This window comes from Stenotrophomonas sp. YJH_SMC_53 (genome assembly GCF_059369995.1).
Genome location: NZ_JCAFTF010000001.1, coordinates 125,091 through 147,850 on the forward strand (window position 1 = coordinate 125,091; position 22,760 = coordinate 147,850).

The window sequence follows — 22,760 nt, forward strand, 5'->3', positions numbered from 1 at the left end:
ATCCGGCCGATACAGGGGCGTCCTTCTGCCTGGAGTCTGTCATGTCGGCCGTTGTCCCCCACCTCCGGTCCCTGCGCACGCGGCTTGCGGCGCTGCGCCCGGCGTCCTCCGGTCTGCTGCTGTGGCTGCAACCGCATCGGCTGAGCGTAGCCAACAAGCTCAAGGCGACCTTGTGGGTCTGTGGCCTGGGACTGGTCGCAATTGCCGCCGCCTATGCCTGGACCGGGCATGCCAGCACGCAGGCTGCGCGCAGCCAGGCCAGCTACCAGCGCGGCAGTGATCTGGCCGCGCGCCTGGCCACGCGGGTGGCCGAAGCGCGTCGCCTGCAGATCCAGTATGGACGCAGTTTCGATGATGCCGACCGCGCGCAGCTGCTGGCCACGCAAAAGGCGCTGCAGGACGATCTGCAGGCGCTGCGCACGATGCCGATGGATGCCGGCCGGCGCAAGGCCCTGCAGGCGCTGACCGAAGCTGCAGACGCGTTCTCGCAGGGTGTTGCCGCCCTGTTCGAACGGGTCGACGAGATGGGCCGTGGTGAGGCCGGCCTCGCCGCGCAGCTGCAACAGGCTGCAGACACGCTGCAGGGGCAGGTGGATGCGCAGCAGCGGGATGCGCTGGCGTTGTCCCTGCAGAAGATGCGGCGACAGGAGGCCCTGCTGCTGCTCGACGGTGATTCCACCCACGCCGATCGCGCCAGCGAAGAAAAGCTGCCGTTCGATCTCGCGCTGGCGGGCCTGCCCGCGGATGCGCAGGTCACCCTGCGCACCGGGATGGATGCGTATCAGGCCGCATTGCTGGGGTATACCGCGGCCCGCGTCGGCTTGGATGTGGAAGCGCAGTCGCTGCTGGATACCGCCGCGCGCGTAGCGCCTGCGCTGGCCGCATTCCAGCAGGCACAGGTGGCGGCGCTGGCCGGGGCGCAGGCACGCCAGCAGGCCGGCGCGCGCACCATGAGCGTGCTGTTCGCACTGACCCTGCTGCTGGTGGCCGGCGTGCTGATCACCAGTCTGGTCCTGGTGCTGCGTGCGGTGCGCCAGCCGATCCAGGACACCCTGCGCTTCGCCAGCGACATCGCTGACGACTGCTTGGACACCACCCTGCGCGTCTACAACGCCAACGACGAGATCGGCCAGCTGGCGCAGCGCCTGGTCGACATGCAGCAGCGCCTGCGCGCGCGTATCGAGACCGAGCGTGCCGTGGCGCGCGGCAACACCCGGGTGCGCCAGGCATTGGACAGTGCACAGACCGGTTTGATGGTGATCGATGCGGAAGGGCAGGTCGCCTACGCCAACCCGGCATTGCTGCAGCTGCTTGACCTGCGGAACGAAGCGCTGGTGGGCAGCGACGCGGTACGCCTGCATCCGGCGTTGGCCAGCCTGGCCGGCGTGCGCCAGCGCGAAGAGCGCGAGATCGGCCATGCCGGCACGCGTTACCAGCTGATTGCCAACCCCGTCATCGATGAAGGGCAATTCCTCGGCGTAGCGGTGGAATGGCGCAGTCGTGCGCTGGAGACCCTGCTGGAAACCGAGGTCGCTGCCCTGGTCGATGCTGCAGCACACGGCGACCTGCACGGTCGCATCGCGCTGGAGGGCAAGCAGGGCTTCGTGCGCACGTTGTCGACCAGCATCAACCGCCTGCTGGCGACGTTTGAAACCAACCTCGGCGACCTGCAGGCATTGCTGGCTGCGCTGGCCCGTGGTGACCTCAGCGTGCGCATGGAGGGTGAGCTGCAGGGCGTGTTCGCGCGCATGCGCGATGATGCCAACGCGACGGTCGCACAGCTGGGCCACATCGTCACCCGCATCCAGCACGCCACCTCCAGTCTCGATACCGGCGTTGGCGAGATCGTTGCCGGTCATCAAGATCTGTCACAGCGCACCGAGCAGCAGGCCGCCAACCTGGAAGAGACCGCCGCTTCCATGCACGAACTGACCGATACGGTCGGTCGCAATGCTGATGCCGCAGGCCGTGCCGACGCGCTGGTCAAGGGAGCGGCTGCGGTGGCGCAGCGCGGCGGCGAGGCTGTCGGCCAGGTGGTGGCGACCATGCAGGGCATCAGCGCGGCATCGCGGCGGATCGGCGACATTACCCAGCTGATCGACGGCATCGCCTTCCAGACCAACATCCTGGCGCTGAATGCGGCGGTGGAAGCGGCCCGTGCCGGTGAGCAGGGCCGCAGTTTCGCCGTGGTAGCCGCGGAAGTGCGCCTGCTTGCACAACGCAGCGCAGAGGCGGCCAAGCAGATCAAGGGCCTGATCGAGGATTCGGTGGCGCGTGTGGGAGAGGGCAACCAGCAGGCCGAACAGGCCGGCACCACGATGGGCGAGATCGTCGGCAGCGTGCAGCAGCTGGCCGAGCTGCTGGCGGGTATCCGCAGTGCGTCGCAGGACCAGCATGCCGGCATCGCACAGGTGAACCAGACCATCGTGCAGATGGAAGCCAGTACCCAACGCAACGCCAGCCTGGTGGAAGAGGCCGGTGCCTCCACGGCGCAGATGCAGGTCCAGGTGCGTGCCCTGGCCGACGCGGTGGGCGCGTTCCGGTTGCGGTCGATGCCGCAGGCGCGCGCCGCCGCGGCCTAGTCAGCCGAGCGTAGGCTCGGCGCTACATCGGCTGCAGGAACACTGTAGAGCCGAGCCCATGCTCGGCTCACACCAGCGTTCGGCGGCAGGAATCAATACACGTCGCGGCGGTAGCGCCCGTTTTCCAGCAGCATTTCCACCGCTTCATCGCCCAGCGCCGTTCGCAGCACCTGGTCCACGCCCTCGGCCATGCCCTGCAACGACCCACAGACATGGATCACCGCGCCGCGCCGCATCCAGTCGCGCAGCGTTCCGGTGGCCGCCTGCAGGCGATCCTGCACATAACCGCCGTCGCCATCGCGCGAGAACGCCAGGTCCACCCGCGCGAGATGGCCATCGGCCTGCCACGCTTCGATCTCGTCGGCGAACAGGAAATCGTGTGCACGCTGGCGCTCGCCGAACAACAGCCAGTGCCCGTGTTCGCCTGCACGGGCGGCTTCGCGCAACAGGCTGCGCAGGCCGGCGATGCCGGTGCCGTTGCCGATCAGCACCATCGGCGCGCCAATGACACGATGGAAACCGGGGTTGCGATGCACGCGGGCGACGATGCCGGCACCGATCGGCGCATGCAACGACAGCCAGCCCGAGCCCAGCCCGGCTCGACCGGAGGCGTCATGCACCAGCCGCACCACCAGCTCCACCACGCCATCATCCGTGCAGGAGGCGATCGAATACTCGCGGCTGGGCAGCAGCGGCTGCCCGGCCAGCCACAGGCAGGCATCCTGCACTGCCAGCGCGGCATCGGCCTCGGGCAGCTCGCGTTCGCTGGCCAGCGCCAGCAGCGTGCGCGGATGGCCATCGACCAGCAAGGGCAGCAGCGGATCCAGCCCATGCGCCTTCAACACGGCACCGGCATGCTGCGCATTGTGGCGGGGCGCGATGTGCAGGATGTCACCCGCCTGCCACTGCACGTCGGCCGGTGCGGCAAGACGGATACGCCAGATCGCTCCACCGACGCTGCCAGGGTTGAGGCGGTCGCGGCCGAGCAGGCGCCACTCATGCATCTGCGTAGCCGCAGGCAGCACGCTGTCATCGGTGACGATGCCGGTGAGCGCACCCAGCTCCTGCTGCCACCGGCGCAGCGCGGGGACCGAGGCGGCATCGACGTCGACGCGCTCGAACAGTGCACGCGCGCCGTTTCCGATCAACCAGCCATCGACCCGGCGGCCGAAGCCGCAGTAGTGCGGGTACTGGCGGTCACCCAGCGCGAGCAGGCCGAACTGCAGGCCCGAAAGGTCCAGCGCTTGTGCAAGCAACTGCCGCGCTGCGCGCCGTGCGGCGTCGGGCGGCTCGCCGTCGCCGAAGGTGCTCAGCACGAACAGCGCGCTCGATGCACGCAGCAGGAGCGCGGCATCGATGCGCGCCAGCGGCAGCACCTGCACCGCATGGCCGGCCGCCTGCAGCTGGGCCGCCGCGCGCCACGCCAGCTGTTCGCCCAGTCCGCTCTGGCTGGCATGCACCACCAGCCACGCTGCGTTGCCGGCGTCGCTGGCCGGCATCGTTAGCGCCTGGCGCAGCCCGCGCGCGGCACGCTGGCTGCGGCGGCGGTCCAGGTACAGCATCCAGCCGGTGATGAAGAACAGGCTCATGCCCAGGCTGCTGAGCATCACCACCACGCGCCCGGGTACACCGAAGTAGCTGCCCGAATGCAGCGCGAACACGCTGGTGGCCAGCTGTCCGCCCGCGCCCTGGCGTGCGTACGGGCGGGCATCGAGAACCGCACCGCTGGCCGGATCGAGCTGCAGCAGGTCATGCGCACGATCGTGGTGGCCGCCGCGCTGCGACGGATCACCGGCCATCACCCGCACGTTCAGCGCCTGCCCGGGCTTCTCCGGCAGGCGCAGGTCAATGAAGCCGGCGCGCACGCCCGGCAGCGCGTACAGCGTGGCTTCAATGCGGTGCAGGTCCAGCGATGCATCGGTGGCAACCTGGTGCTTGGCCGCCGGTGGGACGCCCAGCAGCGTGCTGGCCGCGCTGCGATACCCGTCGAACGACCACCACAGGCCGGTCAGCGCACTCATCAGGTAGATCAGCAGCACCCAGGTGCCGATTACCGAGTGCAGGCTCCACAGGAAGCCGCGCCCGCTGCGTTTCCACTCCACTGCCAGCCAGCTGCGCCAGTGCCACCAGCGTCGTGGCCAGCGCAGGTAGAGGCCGGACAGGGTGAAGAACAGCAGGGCGATGGCACAGCTGCCGGTGATCCACTTGCCGCGTTCGCCCGCGGCAAGGTGGCGATGCAGGTCCTCGACGAAGTCGAAGAACGCCTGGCCGCGCAGGGCGCTGAAGCGCTCACCGCTGTACGGGTCGAAGTACACCCAGTGGTCCTTGCCGCCGGCAAAGCGCGCGACCGACGGCCGCTGTCCGGTGGCATCGATACGCAGGCGTTGCAGGGGGCGTTCGCTGCCGGCCTGGAGCAGCGGCACCAGTTCACTGAGTGCAAGGGGATGCTGTCCGTCGGCATGGTGCTCGGCGATCTCGGCAAAGCCGGGATTGGCGGCGCGCAGCAGCTCGTCCTCGAAGGACAGCACGGCGCCGCTGAGGCCCATCACGGCCAGGACGGCACCGGCGGTAATGCCCAGCAGCCAATGCAGTTGGAACAGGACGTTCTTGAACATCGAAGGAGAGGGGCCCGGGAGGCTGCCGCCCGCATCCTGCGCAACAGCAAATGAGAATTAGTCGCGTAATTCTCCGTGGCGCCCCGGCTGCGGTCAAGCTGGAGGTACCGGCCGGGCGGCACCCGGCACCCGCGGTAGTGCCGGCCGCTGGCCGGCAACCTCAGAAGCAACAGCCGAAGCAACAGCGGGTTTCCTGTGAGGAGGCGGGGTGGGTCCGGTTGCGGGGGACGGCGCAAGTACGTCCCTGTAGCCTTGGTCACGGCATCCATGCCGCGGACACCCCCTCAACCGGACCCAACCCGCCTTCGACAGTTTCCTGCGATCTGTCGGAACGGCGTTCTGCTTTGGTGGGTGCCGACCGTTGGTCGGCACGGGGTCTGATTCCGTTCTGAATATCGATATCTGACAGATGTGTCGACCAAGGTCGACACCTACCAACAGCCGCCGGAATCTGTCGGAGGCGGGGCGGTGTGGCTGGGCAGGACCGTTGGCGCCATGGATGGCGCCAACGAGCCCCCATGGATGGGTTTACGGCGTGTCCTGCACAGCCGCACCGCCCCGCCATCCCACGGAAATCCGCTTTGGCTCTGGCCGTTGCGGTGGCCTCGGCAGGTGCAGGGCGCAGCCCTGCCGAACCCTCACTTCACCCAGCTGTCGATCTCGCCGTGGGCGAACGGTCCCAGCTTTGCCTTCACCAGCCGCCCCTGCGCATCGAACAGCACGCTGTAGGGCAGCAGCCCCTGTGTATTGCCCAGCTGCACGCTGGCATCGCGCGGGCCCGGTGTCTCGATCACGATCGGGTAGTCCACCGGCACCTGCTGCAGGAAACCGCGCACGTCGTCCGTGGTGTCCAGCGCCAGGCCCAGCACCTGCACACCGTTGTCGCCCTGGGCATCGGCGAAGCGCGCCAGTTCTGGCATCTCTTCCACGCAGGGCGCACACCAGCTGGCCCAGACGTTGATCAGCAGCGGCCGGCTGGCGAAGTGATCGCGCAGGACCAATGGCTGACCCGCCAGGTCCGGCAGTGTCAGCGCAGGCAACTGATCACCCACCTGCAGCGTGGGCTTCACGGCCTTCGCCCTGGAAGCCGTTGCTGGCGCGGCAGGTGCTGATGTGCCGGGTGACAGCCGATGCCCGGCCCACAGGCCGAGGCCGGCGGCCAGCACCGCTGTCCACAGCAGCGCTGGCCGTTGCCACTTCATCGTGCGGTGCGCAGCAGCGCTTCCTCGACCACCGCCTGGGTCAGCAGGGTCGGCAGCACGGTCGGCGGCGCGCCGGGGCCGTACACCACGTACAGTGGTACGCCAACCGCCTTGTGCTCTTCCAGGAACGTGGTGATCTGCGGGTCGACGTTGGTGTAGTCACCGCGCATGTACACCGCATTGGTGCGCTTGAGCAGTTCCTTGAACTCCGGCCGTGACAGCACCGCACGTTCGTTGGCCTTGCAGCTCACGCACCAGTCGGCGGTCATGTTGACGAACACCACGCGGTTGTCGGCGCGCAGGCGGTCCAGCAGCTGCGGCGAATACTCGACCACGTTGTCGCTGGCGGCCTGTGCTGCCCTCGCCGGCGGTGCAAGCTGGGTCACGCCCCAGGCCGGAACCAGCGCACCGATCGCCAGCAGCACGCCGAGCAGGGTCACCGCACGCGAGCCGGTCCAGCGGTTGCGTTCAAACAGCCACAGGCCGAACGCGAACAGCAGTAGGCCACCCAGCACCAGCGCCATGCCGTCCACGCCGCGCTGCTTGCCCAGCACCCACAGCAGCCACAGCGCAGTGGCGTACATCGGGAAGGCCAGCACGTGCTTGAGCGTTTCCATCCACGGGCCGGGCTTGGGCAGGCGGCGTGCCAGCGCTGGCACGAAGCCGATCAGCAGGAACGGCAGCGCCAGGCCCAGGCCGAGGAACAGGAACACGGTCATCGCCTTCAGCGGCGGGGCAATGAAGGCGTAGGCGATCGCACCGCCCATGAACGGGCCGACGCAGGCACTGCCGACCACGCAGGCCAGCGCACCGGTGAAGAAGTCACCGGCCGGGCCGCTGCGGCTGGCCAGCGACTGGCCAAGATTGCCGATGCCGCCGCCGAGGGTGAACACGCCGGACAGGCTCAGGCCCACCGCGAACATGATGTAGGCCAGCGCCGCCACCACGCCCGGGTGCTGCAGCTGGAAGCCGATGCCGACGGCGTTGCCGATCGCACGCAGGCCTACCATCAGCGCGCCGATCCCCGCGAACGCGACCAGCACGCCCAACGTGTACCAGAGGGCATGGCTGCGCGCGCGCTCGGGGCTCTCGCCGCTCTGCGCCAGGCTCAGCACCTTCAGCGACAGGATCGGCAGCACGCAGGGCATCAGGTTCAGTACCAGGCCACCGGCCAGCGCCAGCAGCAGCACCCAGACGAATGATCGGTCCGGGTTCGGGGTGGTCGCCGGCGGACGCGTGCGCAGGGCGTTGCCATCGCGCGCATCGGCGGCGAACTCATTGCGCGCGCCCTCACTGCCGCTGGCGGCGGGAGCGGTGTTGCCGTCGTTGGGTACGGTCGGCAGCAGGCGCAGCGGTACGCCATTGGCGGATTCACGCGGCGCGCCGGCAGCGCCCAGCGCATTGACTGCTTCCTCGCGCACTGGCGCCTGGCCGGTGCCGGCGTTGAGCTTGCCGGCCGGAATCGACAGCTTCACCCGACGGGTCATCGGCGGGTAGCAGATACCATCGGTCTGGCAGCCCTGGAAGGTCACCACCAGGGTGCTGTCGACCGCATCAGTAACGGTGCGGCGCAGCGGCAGCGGCACTTCCACCTGGTTGAAGTACACCGAGACATCGCCGAAGTGCTCGTCGCGATGCGACTGCGCGGCCGGCCAGCGCGGCTTGTCGGCGAGCACGCCGGCGCTGCCTTCCAGCTTCAGCGAAGTGCGGTCGCGGTACAGGTAGTAGCCGGGTGCCGGGCTGAAGCGCAGCAGCAGGGTGTTGCCGTCGCTGGCGATGGCATCGAAGCCGAACGCCTGTTCCGACGGCAGCGGCAGCGCCTGGCTGTTGTTGGCCGCGCCCGGCAGGCGCAGGCCACCGCTGTTGCCGGCACCGGCCAGCGGGTTGTTGAACGGACTGGCGGCACCGGTACGCGCGGCAGGCACCGCGGCCGCCGCACCGGCACCCGGCAGGGTGACCTGCACCACGCGCTTCTGCGGTGGGTAGCAGACGCCGGCATCGGCGCAGCCCTGATAGCGTACTTCCAGGCTGATGGTGCCGGCGGCGTCGGTCGGCGTGCCGGGCAGGGTGGCCTGCAGGCGCTCGCGATAGGTTTCGACCTCGCCGAAGAAATCATCGTGGTGCCTGTCACCCTTGGGCATCTGCAGCGTGCCGGCATTGAAGGCCGGATCCGCCTTGACGCTGGTGCGGTGGCGATACAGGTAGTAGCCCGGTGCGATCTTGAACTGCAGTTGCACCTGGCCCCGTTCGGGGGCAGTGGCGGTCAGCGCGAACGCCTGGTCCACCGGCAGCAGGTCCTTCTCATCCAGGGCCAAGGCGGGCAGCGAGAGCCACAACAGGGCGCACAAGGCAGCGCCACGCGCAAACAGAGTCTTCAATCAGTGTCCTCCCGGGTCTGTGCCCGGATCCAGTCCAGATATGCCGGCAGGCCGGCCCGGGTTTCGACCGCGATGCACTCCGGGAGTTCATACGGATGCAGTTCGACGATCCGGGCGATTGCGTCATCGACGCGGCTCGCGGTGGTCTTTACCAGCAGCTGCAGCTCGGCATCGGTGGTCACCTCGCCCTGCCAGCGGTAGGTGGACTGCGCGCCATCAAGGCGGGTCACGCACGCGGCCAGGCGCTCGCCGACCAGCGCGTGCGCGATGCGCTCGGCACTGGCCCGGTCCGGGCAGGTGGTCAACAGCAGCAGGACGGGATCGACGGTCGGCATGACCGTCGAGTATAGGGCCGCCGCCGGGTCTGGGCCCGGCGGCGGCAGTGGACCGCAGCGTTGCGCGGTCAGTTGGCCAGCTGGCAGGTGGCTGGCTTGGCCGAGGTGAACAGGGCCGGGGTGGCCCACTCGGGGTGATCGATGAAGGGGTTGCGATTGCCCTGGAAGCTGTAGACCACGTCATTGCGGGCACGCTCGGCATCATCCGGCGGATCGGACAGGTGCCAGTCGATCAGCGTCGACAGCAGGCCCATGTAGGCCGGCGAACTGCTGGTCTTGACGATCTTGCTGCGGTCGTCGGTCAGCTCCAGGTCCGGCTCGGACTGACCGGTGGCCGCATCCTTGCCACCCTCATAGCGGATCGCCATGTACATCACCGCACGCGCCATGTCGCCCTTGCGCTTGCCCCACACCTCGAAGGTGCCGGTGTTGCCGTCCGGCGTGCGCACCCAGTTGGAATTGCCCGGGTAGCCACCGCTGCCGCCGCCCTGCCCATTGTTGGCTTCGGTGGCACGCTCGCCGCAGCTGGCATCGCACTTGGCGAACGGCTTGTTGCCACGGTCGGCGTTCCACTGCGCGTCGGTCAGGTACAGCATGTGGGTGTCGGTGTACGGCGCGTAGGGCAGGCCCTTGTCACCGGTGGTGGTGGCAAAGCCCAGCGAGTTCGGCCAGGTGTGCTCGCGGTTGTAGGTCAGGCCGCTGCCGGTGCCCGCACGATCACTGACCTTGGCGTAGCTGCGGTTGCGGTAGGCATCGAGGATGCGGTTCGGGTTGTTCGGATCCTCGTCGGCGATTTCCAGGATGGTCCAGGTGCTGGTGCCCGAGCCGCTGTACGGGTAGGCGGTGTGGCCCTTGATGGTGGCGTGCAGCGAGCAGCGCAGCTGGCTGGGGCTGCTGGTGTTGACCCTGGAGTAGTAGCCGGCCGGCACGCCCGGGTTGCCCGGGTCCGGATTGCCGCCGGTGCTGGCCACGGTGAAGGCGATGCGGCTGTCGGCGGCCGGATGCGCGCCCTGCAGGTCGGTGATGCGCGCGGCGCGGATGTCGAAGCGGCAGGCTTCACCGGCCACCAGCGCGGTATTGGTGGACAGCTTCACGCTGCGGCCGCTGGCCGGGAAGGTCAGCGGCACGCTGCCGGAGGTGCCGCAGCTCAGGGCGAAGGCGCCACTGGCCAGGTTCACCGTCTCGCTGAACACCACTTCCAGGTCGGCGGCAGCGGGGAAGGTGCTGCTGCCCTGCGCCGGGGTGGTGGTGGAGACTGACGGCGGCGTGTTGGGGCCGGGCGTGCCACCGCCGCTGAAGGTCTGGCCGTTGTTGCAGCTGCCGAACGTCTGGCCGGCCGATTCGGCCCAGGTGAAGTGGGCGTACTGGCTGCCGCTGCCGGTCAGCTGCAGCGAGGTGCCCGGCGCGGTGCTGTTGCTTTCGGCCACCGGGATGTTCTGGCTGGTCATGCCCGCGGCAGGGCCGCCGGAGGCGGTGATGGCACCCTCGTAGCTGAGGAACTGGACCACCTTGCCGCTGGCATCGACCAGGGCGATGCCGTCGTTCGGACCATTCTGGAGGCCGTTGGTCGGGTAGTTGACCACGGCGATGGTGGCGCTGCCGCAGCCGGCGGCGGTGCCGGCCGGGACCGGGGTGTTGGCATAGACGGTGGCGGCCGACGGATTGCTGCCGTTGTAGAGGTACAGGCGGTAGCCGGACAGGTCCTCACCGGCAGTGGCTACGACCTCGATCGCTTCGCCGACGTCACCGGCGGCGGTGCTGTCGTCGTAGTGCAGTTCGTTGATGAAGACCTCGGCCTGGGCCGGCGCGGCGGCCAGCGCCAGCAGGCAGGCGGCGGCAAGCGGGGACAGCAATCGCATCGACTACTCCTTGTGATTGGGAATGCCTGACCGAGCCTAAGGCCGATCCAGTGACACTTTGTCGTAAATGAACGTCAGATATCTGACAGTGCGACGCTTGTCACCGAAATTGTCCAGGACCGACGCCTTGGCCGACGCGCGCGGGCGGAAAAATTTTTTTCATTCCGCCCTTGAAAGGGGACGGCGGGGCTCCATCTCTGCCCTGCTCCCGACGTTGTCGGGTTTCTTCACGTGCGGTTCTGGCACTCGCCTGGGGCGAGTGCTAACATCGCCGGACTTTTTTAGACCAATCAATCACTTAAGAGGTCTCCTATGAGCATCAAGCCGCTGCACGACCGCGTTGTGGTCAAGCCGATCGAAGCCGACGAAATCTCCGCCGGTGGCATCGTCATCCCCGACTCGGCCAAGGAAAAGTCCACCAAGGGTGAGGTCGTGGCCGTCGGCCCGGGCAAGCCGCTGGACAACGGCAACGTGCGCGCGCCGTCGCTGAAGGTCGGCGACAAGGTCATCTACGGCCAGTACGCCGGCAGCTCGTACAAGAGCGAAGGCGTCGAATACAAGGTCCTGCGCGAAGACGACGTGCTCGCCGTCATCGGCTGAGCCTCGGCGCGACCTGTTTCAACCTGATCCCAAACTCCCAGCCGCCGGGCCTCGTCCGGCGCTACCAATGAGGTAAATGCAATGGCTGCCAAGGATATTCGTTTCGGTGAAGACGCCCGTTCGCGCATGGTGCGCGGCGTCAATGTTCTCGCCAATGCCGTCAAGGCCACCCTGGGCCCGAAGGGCCGCAACGTCGTGCTGGAAAAGAGCTTCGGCGCCCCGACCATCACCAAGGACGGCGTCTCCGTCGCCAAGGAAATCGAACTGGCTGACAAGTTCGAGAACATGGGCGCGCAGATGGTGAAGGAAGTTGCGTCGCGCACCAACGACGATGCCGGCGACGGCACCACCACCGCCACCGTGCTGGCCCAGGCCCTGATCCGCGAAGGCGCCAAGGCCGTTGCCGCGGGCATGAACCCGATGGACCTCAAGCGCGGTATCGACAAGGCCGTTTCGGCTGCCGTCGCCGAGCTGAAGAACATCTCCAAGCCGACCGCCGACGACAAGGCGATTGCCCAGGTCGGTACCATCTCGGCCAACTCGGATGAGTCGATCGGCCAGATCATTGCTGACGCGATGAAGGAAGTCGGCAAGGAAGGCGTCATCACCGTTGAAGAAGGCTCGGGCCTGGACAACGAGCTGGACGTGGTCAAGGGCATGCAGTTCGACCGCGGCTACCTGTCGCCGTACTTCATCAACAACCAGCAGTCGCAGACCGCTGACCTGGATGATCCGTTCATCCTGCTGCACGACAAGAAGATCTCCAACGTCCGTGACCTGCTGCCGGTGCTGGAAGGCGTCGCCAAGGCCGGCAAGCCGCTGCTGATCGTCGCTGAAGAAGTCGAAGGCGAAGCGCTGGCGACCCTGGTGGTCAACACCATCCGTGGCATCGTCAAGGTCGTGGCCGTCAAGGCCCCCGGCTTCGGCGACCGCCGCAAGGCGATGCTGGAAGACATGGCCGTGCTGACCGGTGGCACCGTGATCTCCGAGGAAGTCGGCCTGTCGCTGGAAAAGGCCACCATCAAGGACCTGGGCCGCGCCAAGAAGGTGCAGGTCTCCAAGGAGAACACCACCATCATCGACGGCGTCGGCGACAAGGCCAACGTTGATGCACGCGTGGCGCAGATCAAGACCCAGATCCAGGACACCTCCTCGGATTACGATCGCGAGAAGCTGCAGGAACGCGTGGCCAAGCTGGCCGGCGGCGTTGCCGTGATCAAGGTCGGCGCCTCGACCGAAATCGAAATGAAGGAAAAGAAGGATCGCGTCGACGACGCCCTGCACGCCACCCGTGCAGCCGTTGAAGAAGGCGTGGTCCCGGGCGGCGGCGTTGCCCTGGTCCGCGCGATCACCGCGCTGGCCGGCCTGAAGGGTGCCAACGAAGACCAGAACCACGGCATCCAGATCGCCCTGCGTGCGATGGAAGCCCCGCTGCGCGAGATCGTGGCCAACGCTGGCGACGAGCCGTCGGTCATCATCAACAAGGTGAAGGAAGGCACCGGCAGCTTCGGCTACAACGCGGCCACCGGCGAGTTCGGCGACATGCTGCAGTTCGGCATCCTGGACCCGACCAAGGTGACCCGTTCGGCGCTGCAGAACGCGGCCTCGATCGCCGGCCTGATGATCACCACCGAAGCCATGGTTGCCGAAGCTCCGAAGAAGGACGAGCCGGCCATGGGCGGCGCTGGTGGCATGGGTGGCATGGGTGGCATGGGCGGCATGGACTTCTAAGTCCACGCCTCCGGCGGTCGTCGCCGGCCTCGGTCGGCACGCCTTCCCGATGTGATGTAAGGAAGAACCCCGCCGCAAGGCGGGGTTTTTTGTTGCCCGGTTGCCGTCGCCGCAGTGCATGCTACGCTCGGTGACCATGCCTACCTCGTTCATCGTCGTTGACGACTTCCTTTCTCCCGCCGATGCGCAGGGGTTGCGCCAGGCGGCACTGGGCCTGGACTATCCCGTCCAGGAGGGCGCATTCCCCGGCCGCAATTCACAGCAGCGGCTGGAGTTGGAGGGACTGTCCGGCGCGGTCTCGCGACTGGTCAACGAACCGCTGCGGCCGGTCAACCCCCTGCAGTCGCACGGCAAGTTCCGCCTTACCCTTGCCGGCGACATCGGCCGCGCCAAGGTACACGCCGACCACTCGCACTGGTCGGGCATTCTCTACCTGAGTGCACCGGAGCACTGCGAGGGCGGCACCGAGTTCTTCCGCCACCGTCGTACCGGCACCGAACGCATGGCCCTGGATGCGGCGGAGCTGGCCGCATTGGGCTACGCCAACGGCGGCGACATGCATCGCGACATCATCGAGCGCGACAGCAACGACGACAGCCAGTGGGAAATGACCATGCGCATTCCGATGCGCTTCAACCGGCTGGTGCTGCTGCGGCCCTGGTTCTGGCACACCGCCGGGCCAGCGTTCGGTGATCGACCGGAGAATGGCCGGCTGGTGTACCTGATGTTCTTCGAGCAGGCGCGCTGAGGAGTGCCATCCACGCATGGCGTGGATGCTCCCCTCCCAGCCGCGTTCGCCATGCAGGCGTCATCGCACCCTCATTCGACGAATACCTTCGCCGCGCCATATTCCCACTGCCACGGCACGCCGGTATCGCCCAGTACGAATGCCACCAGTGCCGGGAACGCAGCTTCCGCCCGTACATCGTTGCCCAGAATCACCACGCAGCGTCTGTAACGTTCGATGCACACCAGCGTGTTGCCGACCGCATCGTCGTGGCCACCCTTGTAGAAGCCCGCGCCCTGCGGGCCGCGGAACGTCACCACGCCCAGGCCCGCAGCCAGATCCTTGCGTTGCTGCGCCACGGGCAGCTCTGGCTGCAACGTGGGGAACTGGCTGGCGGTGGTGATCGGCAGCTGCGGCCGCACCAGTTCCCTGCGCATTGCAGGCGACAGCCCATCGCCGCGGACATAGCCGGCGGCGAAGCGCGCCATGTCGGCGATGGTGGTATCCATCGAACCGGCCGCACGCACGCGGCTGCGTTCATCGTGCGGCTCGGCCGTGCCTTCCGCCGTCCAGCCATCGGCCAGGTTGGCGGCGAAATCCTCACGCCACATCATGCTGGTGCGGACCATGCCGAAGCGGTCGAATACCTGCCGCTGCATCAATGCACCCACGTCCTGGCCAAGCCGTCCACGCTCGATCACGAACTGCAACAGGATCAGCCCTTCGCCGGAATACCCATAACGACTGCCCGGATCGAAGTGGAACTTCAGGCGGCCATCGGGTTCCAGGAACCCGAAGTTGGCAAAGCCACTGGAATGGTTGAGCAGCAGGCGCGGAGTGAGCTGGCGCCAGCGCGCATCATCGGCCAGTACGCTGTAGTCGGCGTACTTCTTCGGCTCTGGCGGGTAGTCCGGCAGCGGCTTGTCCAGCGCCGTGGCGATGCTGGCGTCCAGCTCGATCCGTGCGTCCTGGGCAAGCTGTGCGACCAGGTGGCCGAACGCCATCTTGGTCAGCGAGGCGGCGTACATCACGGTATCGGTGCGCAGCGGCTCGCCTGCGGCGTTGCGTTCGCCGTAGGCGGCCACGTGTACCACCTTGCCGCCATCGATCACCGCCAGCGCCATCCCGCGCGCATGCGCCGCCTGCATCAGCCGCTGTGCTTCGGCATCGATGCGCGCGGGCGAGGGTAGCGGCGGCGCGGCCAGCACGGCCGGCGGGAGCAGCGTCAGCAACAGCAGGACAGCACGGCGCATGCGTGGAACTCCTGGCAGGACGTGGCGCGATGCTACGCCTGCCAGGTCCCGCCGTCATGCGCCGGACGTCAGCCGGGTCGGCGCAGGCAGATCCGCGCGGCACCCGCACCGATGTCCACCTGGCCATCGCGCATCGCGTCGGCACCGAGGATCAAGGCCGGTCGCGCCTCCAGGCCGATCGCCCTGAACACCGGCAGTTCGCTGATCCGGACCTCCATCGGCGGGTGCTGCCAGTTGCCGCCGGTCATGCCGGGCAGGGTGTACAGCCAGGTTGCCTGTGCACCGCCACCCAGCCCCCCGGTGCCCTCTTCACGTGCACGCACCCGAGCATCGCTGCCGTCGGTGCGCAGGCCCAGTGCGCGGGCTGCTTCGGCGTTGAGGACGGTCTGCGCGGCACCGGTGTCGACCACGGCGATGGCGTCCACGCCGGGCGTACCCAAGGCAAGCGTGATGAAGCCGAACTGGCGCAGGCCTTCATTGCGGCCGGGCAGCGCATTGGGTTGGCAACCCGGTCCTTCCAGGTCCAAGCCGCCGGGTGTCCACAGCGCCAGTTGATTTCGGCCGAAGTCCCAACGGGTGTCCCAGCGCCCGGTCAGGTCGTTGCCGATCAAGCCGTCAATGGCCGGATCATCGCCCTTCGCCAGCGATGACAGGTCGACCTGCATGCCGCTGGCCTTCAATTGCCAGCTGCCCAGCTGCCACGCTGTGCTGCGCATGCGCTGCAACTGCGCCGCCTTCGCGCTCGCGCCCTGGGCCTGCGACACTGCCGCTTCCGCATCCTGCAAACCGTAGCGCCGCACTACGCGTGCATCGACCAGGGTTGCCCCGGCGGCACTGTCGACCACGAAGCGCAGCGGCTCTGAACGCCCGTCCAGCGAGACGGCCACTGCCGGATGACCGCCCTGCATCCACATCGGCAGGACGTGCTCGGCGGCATCGGAGGCGAGCGCCGGCAAGGGGATGGCGAACAGGGGCAGCAGGAACAGGCGCAAGGGGAGACTCCGCAGTGATCGTGGGCGACCATTGGCGCGCAGCGGCGTATCAACGCGATATCTGCATTGATACCGTCCTGATACACAGGTGCGGGATACTGGGGCAATGAACACTCCCATCCGCGTCATCGTCGTCGATGACGATGCCAGCATTCGTGACGCCATCGCCGACCACCTGCTGCTGCACGGCTACCAGGTGCGTGTGGTGGCGGATGCAACAGCGCTGGACGTGTTGCTGCAGGTTGAACGTCCTGACCTGATCATCCTCGACTGGATGATGCCCGGTGAGGATGGCCTGTCGGTATGCCGCCGGCTGCAGGCGCGGGCGATCCCGATCCTGATGCTGTCGGCGATGGGGGCCGCGCCGGATCGCGTGATCGGCCTGGAGATGGGCGCGGACGACTACCTGGCCAAGCCGTTTGACCCGCGCGAGCTGTTGGCGCGGGTGCGCGCGCTGCTGCGCAGGCAGGACAAGCTGCGCGCACAGGTGGCCAGCGAGCTGCGGTTTGATGGCTGGCGATTGCTGCCTGACCAGCGTCGCCTGTTCGCGCCGGATGGTGCCGAACTGGCGCTGAGCCGCGGTGAATTCTCCCTGCTGCTGGCACTGGCTGAACGTCCCGGGCGGGTGCTGGCGCGCGAGCAGCTGCTGCAGTTGAGTCGCGGAGAAGCCAGTGACAGCGTGGACCGTGCCGTCGACCTTGCGATCAGCCGCCTGCGCCGTAAGCTCGGGCAGGCCGCGTCCGGCGCTGAAGCCCTTGTGCAGACACTGCGCGGTGAAGGGTACCGCTTCAACGCGGAGGTAGGGGTGTTGTGAGCAGCCGGTGGTCGACCACCCGCTGGATCACGATGCTGGCCTTGGCCAGCCTGCTGCTGGCAACCCTGGTCAGCGTTGCGGTAGTGGGGTGGATGCCCCGGCCCGCGCCGCCACCGATGCGGCTGGACCATGCGATGCAGGTGCTGCGTGGGGAACAGGCGCCGGCGCCACTGGGATTGCATATGTCGACGCAGGACGCGCCACCCCGGGGCAGCGCCAGTGACTGGCTCACCCAGTTGGCGGCGGTGCAGATGGACCTGCCGGCCAGGAATGTACGCCTGGTGTGGACGGGGCAGGGCAGGGCGCCCGATGTGCAGGTCATCGAGGGTGGCGCGGTATTGGACGCCTCCGCTCGTGCTGGCGTGCTGAAATCGCAGGCCGCGTTGCTGACCGCCATGCAGTGGCCGCCGTTCGAACTGGGGATGCGGCAGGCCGATGGCCGATGGCGGGTGGTCGGCAGCGACCACAGTGACCTGGCGGCCTGGCGCCGCCAGGTGATGCTCGCCCTGCTGGGCGGTGCGATCCTGCTGGCACCTCTGGCGGCGTGGGCGGCGATCCGGCTGGGGCGCCCGCTGCGACGCCTGGCTGAAGCCAGCGCACGGGTCGACCTGCAGGCTGAAACGCCATTGCCTGATGACGGTCCACGCGAAGTGCAGGTACTGGCCACAGCGATCAGCACCGGTCGCGAACGTCTGCGCGCCCAGGCAAGGGACATGACGCATATGCTGGCGGCCGTGGCGCATGACCTGCGCACGCCCCTGACCGGCCTGCGCCTGCGCGCGGAGTTCGCTCCCGCGCCACAGGCCGCCAGGATGGTGGCAGACATCGAGCGCATGGATACGATGATCGAGCAGGTGCTCGACTACGCACGCGGTGAGCTGCAGCCGTTGCAGATGCGGATGCTGGATCTTTCAGCGCTGCTGGAGGAGTGCGTGCAGGCGGCGCTGCTGCGCGGGGTCGACATTTCCCTTCAGGGCCCGGATACGTTGCCGTGGCATGGCGATGCGCTGCTGCTCCGGCGCGCGGTCGACAATCTCATCGACAACGCCGAGCGCTACGCGGGTGCCGTGGAGCTGTGGGTCGCCATGGCGGGTGACGGGGTTCAGCTGGACGTGATGGACCGCGGCCCTGGCATCGCCGAGATCGATCGCGCACGCCTGCTGCAACCGTTCCAGCGTAGCGAGGGCTCGCGTAGCCGCGCCACCGGGGGCGCCGGACTTGGACTGGCCGTGGCTGCCAACGTGGCAAAGCGCCACGCAGGCGAACTCCAGCTGCTGCACCGTGAGGGCGGGGGACTGATCGCGCGGCTGCTGCTGGGACGCACTTCCTGAGTCAACTCCGATTTGCTTCCAGTGGCGACTCCTCCATATGATTAGGTGCCTAATCATGATGTGAGGAAAGGATGATCGAAGCCAAGCATCAGGCGTTGCTGGAGGAAGCGCAGCGGCGCGGCCACGCCAACATCGCGCAGCTGCGCCTGTGCTTCCAGCTGCTCTCGTTGTCCTCGTCGATCGATCGCGACTGCGCTGCACGGTTGGCACCGCACGGGCTCAGCGAGGGTCGCTTCATCGTGCTGTTCCTGCTGCATGGGGCCGGCGGCGCACTGGCGCCGCACGCGCTGGCCGAGCGCGCTGGCGTGACCCGGGCCACCATCAGCGGCCTGCTCGATGCCCTGCAGCGCGAAGGCCTGCTGCAGCGTCGCAGCGATGGCGAGGATGGCCGTCGTCTGCAGATCGTGTTGACCGCACCGGGCAAGCGTTTGGTCGAGTCGCTGTTCGAGCAGCACACACAATGGATCAGCGGCCTGTTCAACGGCCTGGATGCTCATGAACGGCAGCAGCTGTCACAGCTGCTGCGCAAGGTCTGGCAGCACACGGACACCGGGCGGGAAGCCTCCGCATGAGCACGCCCATTCACGCGCAACGGCTGCGTGCACTCAACAGCGGTGATGCCGCTGCCACGCATCTGGCCGAATGCCTGGCAGTGGATTTCGCCGCACTGCTACAGGGGGTGGCACCTGTGCTCGAGCCGGAAGCGCTGCAACGTATGCGCAACGCCTCCGGCAAGGGCATCACCCAGCGCATGGCGCTGGCGGCGCGGTTGCTGCGCGAAGCCGGGCAGGGTGATCCCGCGCGCTGGCAGGCACACGCATCAGACACCGTGCGTGGCTGGGCCTGTTACCTGATTGGCAGCGATGCCGGCGCGGCGCTGCCGGCCAAGCTGCGGGCGATGCGTTCGCTGGCTGACGACCCGCACTTCGGCGTGCGCGAATGGGCATGGCTGGCGCTGCGCAGCGACATCGTTGCCGCACCGTTGCAGGCGCTTGAGTACCTGCAAGTGTGGGCGCAGGAAGCATCGCCTAACCTGCGCCGCTTCGCCTGCGAAGCGCTGCGCCCACGAGGCGTGTGGTCCACGCATATCGTGCTGTTCAAGCAGCATCCAGAACTCGCATTGCCGATGCTGGAAGCAATGGCCAACGACCCGGCGCGCTACGTGCAGGACTCGGTCGGGAACTGGCTCAACGATGCCGGCAAGACTCAACCGCAGTGGCTGCGTGAGCTGTGCGCGCGGTGGCAACAGCAGCACCCTGGCGATGCCAATGCCTACATCCGCAAACGCGCCCTGCGCTCGTTGCGGTAGTGCCGGCTGCCGGCCTGCAATCTCATCAACCTCAAGGAAGACCTTCCATGTCCTACACCCTCATCGAGCTCTACACCGCCACCCCGGCCTGGACCGCTCTCCCGCCTGACCAACGCACCGCCTTCTTCACCCGCATCGGCGCAGGCATGCAGCAGTTCGATCCGGTTCGCATCGCACCGGTGGCGATGGGGCGTGTCGCGGAGGGCGCAGCGCACGGTGGCAGCGAGCAGTTCTACGCTGTATGGAGGTGCGCGAGCCGGGGAGACGCCGACGCCCTGCTGGAAGGCATTGCCGCCACCGGTTGGCATCAGTACTTCGCCACCACCAATGCCGTCGGCGCAGACGATGGGATGGGGCAGCACCTTGCCGACCTGGCCGCCTTGTAGCAGCGCCTCCGGACGCGCATGGCACATGCGCCTGTCACCCGGACGCGGTAAACAGGACATTGCCCATGTCCATCCGCAGGGAAGTTGATCATGCAGAGCACGCTCCAGGTAACGCTGTACGGCCCGCAGGGTGATACGCCGGCACTGCAGCTGCCGCAGATGGAAGAGCCCTCGGTGGCCATCCCGGAAGCGGTACTGCGCCGGCTGGTGTCCGATCTCTACACCGCCCGTTCCCTGCTCAATCCCGAGCAGCTGGACGAGGCCCGGCAGGAGCTGGACCGCGTGCTGGAGCGCTGGGCCGACATCCACGAAGGCCTGCTGCTGGACGTGGAAGTGCATGGCAGATGAGCGACGTTGCACAGCGGCCACCGCGTGCGCTGCGCAGTCAGGCGCATCACTGAACCGCGCCCCCAGTTGCGGATGAAACATTTTGCACTGCGCAAAAGCTGTGCTATCAATAGATCCCATGAACGCAGCCGCTACCCGCTTTTACTGGTATTACTTTCCGAAGCCACTGGCGGAGGAAGGACTGCGCTCACCCTGAAGAAAGCTTCAGACGCATTCCCGAAAGCCGCCAGCGAACCTGGCGGCTTTTTTCATGCCGCCACGCTGGGGACCCCCAACGTTCCGGAGATCTCCTGCAATGCCCCCGCACACCGACGACCTGCGTATCCGCACCATCGAACCGCTGACACCGCCTGCCCAGCTGCTGGCGATGCTGCCCTGTGACGATGAAGCTTCCGACACCGTCAGCGCCTCGCGCGCGGCCCTGCACCAGATCCTGCACGGCCGCGACGATCGCCTGGCGGTGGTGGTGGGCCCGTGCTCGATCCACGACCCGAAGGCCGCCATCGAGTACGCCCAGCGCCTGAAGCCGCTGCGCGATGCGCTGGCTGGCGAGCTGGAAATCGTCATGCGCGTGTACTTCGAGAAGCCGCGCACCACGGTGGGCTGGAAGGGCCTGATCAACGACCCGGACCTGGACGGCAGCTTCAGGATCGACAAGGGCCTGCGCATCGCCCGTGGCCTGCTGCGCGACATCAACAAGCTCGGCCTGCCGGCCGGTGTTGAATTCCTCGATGTGATCTCGCCGCAGTACATCGCCGACCTGGTGGCATGGGGCGCGATCGGCGCACGCACCACCGAAAGCCAGGTGCATCGCGAGCTGGCTTCGGGGCTGTCGTGCCCCGTCGGCTTCAAGAACGGCACCGATGGCAACGTGAAGATCGCCGCCGACGCGGTGGGTGCGGCATCCAATCCGCATCATTTCCTGTCGGTCACCAAGCAGGGGGGCACTGCCATCGTGTCGACCACCGGCAACCCGGATTGCCATGTGATCCTGCGCGGTGGCAAGCAACCGAACTACGACGCTGGCAGCGTGGCCGAGGCCTGCCAGGTGCTGGCCAAGGCCAAGCTGCCGGCGCGACTGATGATCGATGCCAGCCATGCCAACAGCCTGAAGAACCCCGAGAACCAGCCGAAGGTGATCGACGACATCGCCGCTCAGATGGAAGACGGCGAACAGCGCATCGTGGGCGTGATGATCGAGAGCCATCTGGTCGGGGGCCGCCAGGAACTGGTGGAAGGCCAGCCGCTGGTCTACGGGCAGAGCATCACCGATGGCTGCATCGACTGGGACACCACCGTGACGGTGCTGGAGCGACTGGCTGCGGCCGTGCGCGCCCGTCGCGACGTGAAGGTGTCCGAAGCCGCCTGAGTGCGGCACGTGTGTGGATGGCGGCCAGCGCCTGCGGGGGTGCGGCCGCGATCAGGGCCGGCCGGAGTTGGAGACCGGCCCATCTGCACCGGCGATGCGCCTGGCGCTGCGCATGAGCGACAGCGCCAGGTACATCGCCGGGGTGGTGATGCCGATATTTGTAGCGTCGAGCCATGCTCGACGTGCGCGCGACGCGCGTTGGCTTCCTGCAAAGCGCAGTCGAGCATGGCTCGACGCTACGAAGAGGCTCAATGCACTTCGTCGTGGTACACGAACTTCGGCATTTCCCAGCGATAGTGGATCGCCAGCAGGCGCAGCGCGAAGCCGCCGCCGAGGCAGCACAGGATCGCAGTGGCATCGGCCACGCCCCAATGCAGCAGCAACAGATAGGCCGCACCGGTCAGCAGTGCGATGATCGCGTACAGCTCCTTCTGGAAGATCAGCGGCACCTCGTTGCAGAGGATGTCGCGCAGCACGCCGCCGAACGCGCCGGTCAGCATGCCGGCGATCAGCACGATCGGCATCGCATGGCCGGCCTCGCGCGCGATCGAGCAGCCGATCAGGGTGAAGGCGATCAGGCCCAGGCCATCGAGCACCAGGAAGGTGCGCCGGAAGTGGTGCATCCAGCGCGCCACCCAGGTGGCGATCAGCGCCGCGCACACGGTGAAACCCAGGTACTCGGGATGCTTCACCCAGCCCAGCGGGTAGTGGCCGAGCAGGATGTCGCGCAGCGAGCCGCCCCCGAGGGCGGTGACGCAGGCGATCATGACCACACCGAACAGGTCCATGCGGCGGCGGCCGGCAGACAGTGCACCGGTCATGGCTTCGGCGGAAATGGCAATCAGGTAGATGATGGACAGCAGCATGGGACAGGCTCCGGGCGCGGTGGGGCCGGCCATGCGCAACTGCCACCACTGCCTGCGCAATGA

General features: G+C 67.5%; 19 protein-coding genes. 11 read left to right on the forward strand and 8 right to left on the reverse strand.

The genetic code is table 11. The features are described 5' to 3' along the window. Positions 1-41: 41 nt before the first annotated feature. Complete coding sequence (locus AC5P7X_RS00610) at positions 42-2,582, forward strand: methyl-accepting chemotaxis protein (RefSeq protein WP_171957590.1); 2,541 nt, start codon at positions 42-44, stop codon at positions 2,580-2,582. Positions 2,583-2,674: 92 nt separating this feature from the next. Here the strand turns inward: AC5P7X_RS00610 and AC5P7X_RS00615 are convergent, their stop codons facing one another. The 5 genes from AC5P7X_RS00615 to AC5P7X_RS00635 form a co-directional block, all read right to left on the reverse strand. Next, complete coding sequence (locus AC5P7X_RS00615; RefSeq protein ID WP_346607360.1) at positions 2,675-5,197, reverse strand: PepSY domain-containing protein; 2,523 nt, start codon at positions 5,195-5,197, stop codon at positions 2,675-2,677. 638 nt (positions 5,198-5,835) lie between these two features. Beyond that, positions 5,836-6,399 carry a TlpA family protein disulfide reductase gene (locus AC5P7X_RS00620; protein ID WP_329842912.1) on the reverse strand — a complete coding sequence of 188 codons (564 nt, stop codon included), beginning with the start codon at positions 6,397-6,399 and terminating at the stop codon, positions 5,836-5,838. After that, the gene (locus AC5P7X_RS00625; protein WP_070489951.1) at positions 6,396-8,777 is read right to left on the reverse strand and encodes a protein-disulfide reductase DsbD family protein; all 2,382 of its coding nucleotides are present in this window, start codon (positions 8,775-8,777) and stop codon (positions 6,396-6,398) included. Before AC5P7X_RS00625 ends, AC5P7X_RS00620 begins: the two co-directional genes overlap by 4 nt. Further along, positions 8,774-9,112, reverse strand: coding sequence for a divalent-cation tolerance protein CutA (cutA, locus tag AC5P7X_RS00630; RefSeq protein ID WP_005419675.1), 339 nt, complete (start codon positions 9,110-9,112; stop codon positions 8,774-8,776). The genes AC5P7X_RS00625 and cutA overlap by 4 nt, the downstream gene beginning before the upstream one ends. 68 nt (positions 9,113-9,180) lie before the next feature. Next, a complete protein-coding gene (locus tag AC5P7X_RS00635) occupies positions 9,181-10,971 on the reverse strand; it encodes an endonuclease (protein WP_206619963.1) in 1,791 nt (596 codons plus the stop codon). 312 nt (positions 10,972-11,283) lie between these two features. Between AC5P7X_RS00635 and AC5P7X_RS00640 the strand changes: the two genes are divergently transcribed. From AC5P7X_RS00640 to AC5P7X_RS00650, 3 genes are all read left to right on the forward strand, one after another. Continuing rightward, complete coding sequence (locus AC5P7X_RS00640) at positions 11,284-11,571, forward strand: co-chaperone GroES (protein WP_005411227.1); 288 nt, start codon at positions 11,284-11,286, stop codon at positions 11,569-11,571. An 81-nt stretch (positions 11,572-11,652) separates the two neighbouring features. Then, a complete protein-coding gene (gene groL, locus AC5P7X_RS00645) occupies positions 11,653-13,302 on the forward strand; it encodes a chaperonin GroEL (protein ID WP_005411226.1) in 1,650 nt (549 codons plus the stop codon). Between the two features lie 136 nt (positions 13,303-13,438). Further along, complete coding sequence (locus tag AC5P7X_RS00650; RefSeq protein WP_061478148.1) at positions 13,439-14,050, forward strand: DUF6445 family protein; 612 nt, start codon at positions 13,439-13,441, stop codon at positions 14,048-14,050. Between the two features lie 71 nt (positions 14,051-14,121). Here AC5P7X_RS00650 and AC5P7X_RS00655 read toward each other — a convergent pair whose 3' ends face one another. Together AC5P7X_RS00655 and AC5P7X_RS00660 are read right to left on the reverse strand one after the other, a co-directional pair. Then, positions 14,122-15,282, reverse strand: coding sequence for a serine hydrolase domain-containing protein (locus AC5P7X_RS00655; RefSeq protein WP_206619964.1), 1,161 nt, complete (start codon positions 15,280-15,282; stop codon positions 14,122-14,124). Between the two features lie 68 nt (positions 15,283-15,350). Then, complete coding sequence (locus tag AC5P7X_RS00660; protein WP_495214323.1) at positions 15,351-16,274, reverse strand: aspartyl protease family protein; 924 nt, start codon at positions 16,272-16,274, stop codon at positions 15,351-15,353. Positions 16,275-16,380: 106 nt separating this feature from the next. Here AC5P7X_RS00660 and AC5P7X_RS00665 point away from each other — a divergent pair, with 106 nt between their 5' ends. From AC5P7X_RS00665 to AC5P7X_RS00695, 7 genes are all read left to right on the forward strand, one after another. Continuing rightward, complete coding sequence (locus AC5P7X_RS00665; protein WP_495214325.1) at positions 16,381-17,088, forward strand: response regulator; 708 nt, start codon at positions 16,381-16,383, stop codon at positions 17,086-17,088. 32 nt (positions 17,089-17,120) lie between these two features. Further along, positions 17,121-18,419, forward strand: a complete 1,299-nt coding sequence (locus tag AC5P7X_RS00670) for a sensor histidine kinase (protein WP_032954575.1) — start codon at positions 17,121-17,123, stop codon at positions 18,417-18,419. 71 nt (positions 18,420-18,490) lie between these two features. Further along, positions 18,491-18,991: a MarR family winged helix-turn-helix transcriptional regulator gene (locus AC5P7X_RS00675; protein ID WP_053496947.1), complete on the forward strand. Its 501-nt coding sequence runs from the start codon at positions 18,491-18,493 to the stop codon at positions 18,989-18,991. Continuing rightward, entirely contained in the window at positions 18,988-19,728 is a 741-nt protein-coding gene (locus AC5P7X_RS00680) for a DNA alkylation repair protein (RefSeq protein WP_346607361.1), read from the forward strand. The genes AC5P7X_RS00675 and AC5P7X_RS00680 overlap by 4 nt, the downstream gene beginning before the upstream one ends. 47 nt (positions 19,729-19,775) lie before the next feature. Further along, positions 19,776-20,114, forward strand: coding sequence for a DUF6616 family protein (locus tag AC5P7X_RS00685; RefSeq protein ID WP_053496951.1), 339 nt, complete (start codon positions 19,776-19,778; stop codon positions 20,112-20,114). 90 nt (positions 20,115-20,204) lie between these two features. Then, positions 20,205-20,462, forward strand: a complete 258-nt coding sequence (locus tag AC5P7X_RS00690; RefSeq protein WP_053496953.1) for a hypothetical protein — start codon at positions 20,205-20,207, stop codon at positions 20,460-20,462. A 295-nt stretch (positions 20,463-20,757) separates the two neighbouring features. After that, on the forward strand, positions 20,758-21,831 hold the full coding sequence (locus AC5P7X_RS00695; RefSeq protein WP_065186318.1) for a 3-deoxy-7-phosphoheptulonate synthase: 1,074 nt from the start codon (positions 20,758-20,760) through the stop codon (positions 21,829-21,831). Positions 21,832-22,079: 248 nt separating this feature from the next. Here the strand turns inward: AC5P7X_RS00695 and AC5P7X_RS00700 are convergent, their stop codons facing one another. Next, entirely contained in the window at positions 22,080-22,697 is a 618-nt protein-coding gene (locus AC5P7X_RS00700; RefSeq protein ID WP_005411215.1) for a trimeric intracellular cation channel family protein, read from the reverse strand. Positions 22,698-22,760: the final 63 nt, after the last annotated feature.

Coding starts and splice junctions, on each gene's coding strand:
- AC5P7X_RS00610 (WP_171957590.1), top strand. CDS start 42: ATGTCGGCCGTTGTCCCCCACCTCCGGTCCCTGCGCACGCGGCTTGCG.
- AC5P7X_RS00615 (WP_346607360.1), bottom strand. CDS start 5,197: ATGTTCAAGAACGTCCTGTTCCAACTGCATTGGCTGCTGGGCATTACC.
- AC5P7X_RS00620 (WP_329842912.1), bottom strand. CDS start 6,399: ATGAAGTGGCAACGGCCAGCGCTGCTGTGGACAGCGGTGCTGGCCGCC.
- cutA (WP_005419675.1), bottom strand. CDS start 9,112: ATGCCGACCGTCGATCCCGTCCTGCTGCTGTTGACCACCTGCCCGGAC.
- AC5P7X_RS00635 (WP_206619963.1), bottom strand. CDS start 10,971: ATGCGATTGCTGTCCCCGCTTGCCGCCGCCTGCCTGCTGGCGCTGGCC.
- AC5P7X_RS00640 (WP_005411227.1), top strand. CDS start 11,284: ATGAGCATCAAGCCGCTGCACGACCGCGTTGTGGTCAAGCCGATCGAA.
- groL (WP_005411226.1), top strand. CDS start 11,653: ATGGCTGCCAAGGATATTCGTTTCGGTGAAGACGCCCGTTCGCGCATG.
- AC5P7X_RS00650 (WP_061478148.1), top strand. CDS start 13,439: ATGCCTACCTCGTTCATCGTCGTTGACGACTTCCTTTCTCCCGCCGAT.
- AC5P7X_RS00655 (WP_206619964.1), bottom strand. CDS start 15,282: ATGCGCCGTGCTGTCCTGCTGTTGCTGACGCTGCTCCCGCCGGCCGTG.
- AC5P7X_RS00665 (WP_495214325.1), top strand. CDS start 16,381: ATGAACACTCCCATCCGCGTCATCGTCGTCGATGACGATGCCAGCATT.
- AC5P7X_RS00670 (WP_032954575.1), top strand. CDS start 17,121: ATGCTGGCCTTGGCCAGCCTGCTGCTGGCAACCCTGGTCAGCGTTGCG.
- AC5P7X_RS00675 (WP_053496947.1), top strand. CDS start 18,491: ATGATCGAAGCCAAGCATCAGGCGTTGCTGGAGGAAGCGCAGCGGCGC.
- AC5P7X_RS00680 (WP_346607361.1), top strand. CDS start 18,988: ATGAGCACGCCCATTCACGCGCAACGGCTGCGTGCACTCAACAGCGGT.
- AC5P7X_RS00685 (WP_053496951.1), top strand. CDS start 19,776: ATGTCCTACACCCTCATCGAGCTCTACACCGCCACCCCGGCCTGGACC.
- AC5P7X_RS00690 (WP_053496953.1), top strand. CDS start 20,205: ATGCAGAGCACGCTCCAGGTAACGCTGTACGGCCCGCAGGGTGATACG.
- AC5P7X_RS00695 (WP_065186318.1), top strand. CDS start 20,758: ATGCCCCCGCACACCGACGACCTGCGTATCCGCACCATCGAACCGCTG.
- AC5P7X_RS00700 (WP_005411215.1), bottom strand. CDS start 22,697: ATGCTGCTGTCCATCATCTACCTGATTGCCATTTCCGCCGAAGCCATG.